This is a genomic window from Candidatus Magnetobacterium casense (assembly GCF_019173545.1).
In the GTDB taxonomy this organism is placed as follows: Bacteria; Nitrospirota; Thermodesulfovibrionia; order Thermodesulfovibrionales; family Magnetobacteriaceae; genus Magnetobacterium; species Magnetobacterium cryptolimnobacter.
Window position 1 is genome coordinate 1 of record NZ_JABXWD010000424.1, and the last position, 2,729, is coordinate 2,729.

General features: G+C 51.2%; 2 protein-coding genes. Both read left to right on the top strand.

Going from position 1 to position 2,729, the window contains the following annotated elements; all coding sequences use genetic code 11:
- The coding region (locus HWQ67_RS15800) for a hypothetical protein (protein WP_218253647.1) at positions 1 to 323 on the top strand (323 nt) is incomplete at its 5' end.
- Positions 257 to 2,359, top strand: coding sequence for a DUF1566 domain-containing protein (locus tag HWQ67_RS15805; RefSeq protein WP_218253648.1), 2,103 nt, complete (start codon positions 257 to 259; stop codon positions 2,357 to 2,359). The genes HWQ67_RS15800 and HWQ67_RS15805, both read left to right, overlap by 67 nt.
- The last annotated feature ends 370 nt before the right edge of the window (positions 2,360 to 2,729 follow it).

Below are 2,729 nucleotides of genomic sequence, written 5' to 3' on the forward strand. Positions count from 1 at the left end.
ATGAGCGGACTAATAGTTTAATAACTTACTTTACAATAACCAACCATTTAGCCTTTGTTTTCCTGTCTTTCTTACCGCAACCCGTAAAAAGTGAATATTGCGTGATTGTCGCTTATGGCTGCCTATTGCTCAATGTGCGTCCTACAGTTGCCGGGAGTGATTATAGCCGTTTAAAGCAATCAGTTGATAGAATAAGCAGGCCGGTTTTACCGGTCATGCAGGGGACAAAAGCAAGATGTAATTTGAGGAGGAAGTTATGTTTGGGAGAAGTAAGAACCGAGAAGAGAGAAGGCATTTCCAGTCGTACAGAAGGTCGGGCGTAGGAGTACTGCTTACCCTGGCGCTGGTTGTGGTGATTGGGGCCGCCTATGCCGGAACCGTGAGCCTACCGCAGACGGGGCAGACGACGAGTTACGACGCCAACACTCCACAACGTGACGACGGCGCACTCCAGGTGGGTGTAGCATGGCCAAGTCCACGGTTTACCGACAACGGCAACACGATCACCGACAATCTCACGGGGCTGATGTGGACTAAAAACGCTAATCTTCCCGGCGGAGCTAGGGATTGGCAAGGGGCCCTGGACTATGTTGCGTCAATGAACAGCGGGGCTGGTACATATGGTTACACCGACTGGCGGTTGCCGAACATAAATGAATTGGAGAGCCTTGTCAATGCGACTCAGGCTTATCAAGGGGCATGGCTAAATGCGCAGGGGTTTACTAACGTGCAGTCTCCCGATTACTGGTCGTCTACGTCATACGCTACCGCTACGTCCGACGCTTGGTTTGTCCGCATGGTTGAGGGAATCGTCAACGCTAGCGTTAAGTCCTCCTACGACTACGTGTGGCCGGTTCGTGGGACATCGTATATTCGGTCTACAGGGCAGACAGCATGCTACAACGCAAGCGGCACAACCATAGCGTGTACTGGTACAGGACAAGACGGTGAGCTACAAAAGGGCGTGGCTTGGCCAAATCCACGGTTCACAGACAACGGTAATCTGACTGTTACCGACAACCTCACTGTTCTACTATGGATGAAAGACGCTGGTACACCAACGGTGGGCGCTTGCACAGGTGGGATCAAGTATTGGCAGCCAACACTGGATTATGTGCTCTGCCTAAATACTGCCAACTACCTTGGTTACAGTGACTGGCGGCTGCCAAATATAAAAGAGTTGTTTAGCCTAATTGACCATGCAATGTATAATCCACCGGTTCCATCCGGCCACCCCTTTACAAATGTGCAGTCTTCTAACCTCTACTGGTCATCCACGTCGTATGCTGGACCTGCATCCAACGCTTGGAGTGTAGGCATGGCCGCTGGCAATATCGCCATCGACGTTAAGTCCAATAACCCCTACTCCACTTTGCCAGTACGCACCGGGCCTGTGGGTACGTTGGTCAATCTGGACATTTCAAAGGCCGGAACAGGCTCCGGTACGGTGACAAGCACGTCCTCAGAGATCAGTTGCGGTTCAACATGCACCTTTCCATATCCAACAGGTGCATCCGTGACCCTGACCGCTGCTGCGGACTCCGGTTCTACCTTCACCGGCTGGAGCGTGGACTGCTCGGGGACGAGTTCAACCTGCACGCTAACGATGTCGGCGGCAAAGAACGTCACAGCTACATTTGCCACCCCGACACCGACACCAACACCTACTCCAACAGCTACCCCAACACCGACGCCAACTCCAACTCCAACGACGACGCCTACACCCACGCCCACAGCAACCCCAACAGCTACACCTACACCAACGCCTACTACGACACCAACGCCTACTCCCACATCAGCCCCGACTCCCACTCCTGCACCTACCCCAGTTGTCGTCACTGACGACAAAGGTAATCCCGTTACCATCAGCGTTGCAACCACAGCGAACATCGCCAGCATTAGCGCTACCACAACCCCCGATGTCAATGGACTCAAACTAAGCACAGGCAATAGCGGACGCTTACCGATAGGCACAATAACCTTTACCCTGACAAACGTGCAACCCAATGTTGATACCCAAATCACCTTCTACATGCCTCAGACGATAAACGTAAACCGTGTCTTTAAGTACGGGCCAACTTCTACAAATACTACTCCACATTGGTATGACTTCAATTGTGATAAGAGCGTGAGCAACAAGCCCTGCGGTGAGGTTAATGTCGTGCAAGGTCAGAAGATTGTTACTCTTCACCTTACAGACGGTGCATTGGGGGATAACGACTTAACGGTCAATGGGACGATTGTTGACCCCGTGGCATTTGTCCAGGATGTAACGACAGTGCCGACGCTCAACGAGTACGGGACGATCATCCTGATGGCGCTTTCGAGCCTTATATTGATGCGCAGGTTGAGGCGTTAAATTCATCCCAAGCCCTCGCATGAAGGGGTCAGCGAGGGGCGAGCCGCCCCCGGCTTAATGGGGGACTTGTCCCCTTGCAGGGGGTTCTGAAGGGGCTAGGTGCGATCTGGAGCGAAAAAGAAGGCGTAGCCGCCCCTTTCTTTTTCTTTGCTTTAAATTATGGGCAGGTACTTATCATCGCATCACAGAATTTTTTTACAGGAAAAAAATATTCCCCCGCCTCTTGACAAATGCACGGTGAATTTATTCGGGTTGAAAGAGCAAGGCGACATAAGGCTCTGAAAATACTTCTGAACTTTTCTCTTCAATTAATATTATGATTGTATCATGTATACAGAGTACAATGGTATCACAGCGATTGATCTACATG

What these genes read in the sequence shown, in the direction of transcription:
- HWQ67_RS15805 (WP_218253648.1), top strand. Translation starts at nt 257, where the DNA reads ATGTTTGGGAGAAGTAAGAACCGAGAAGAGAGAAGGCATTTCCAGTCG.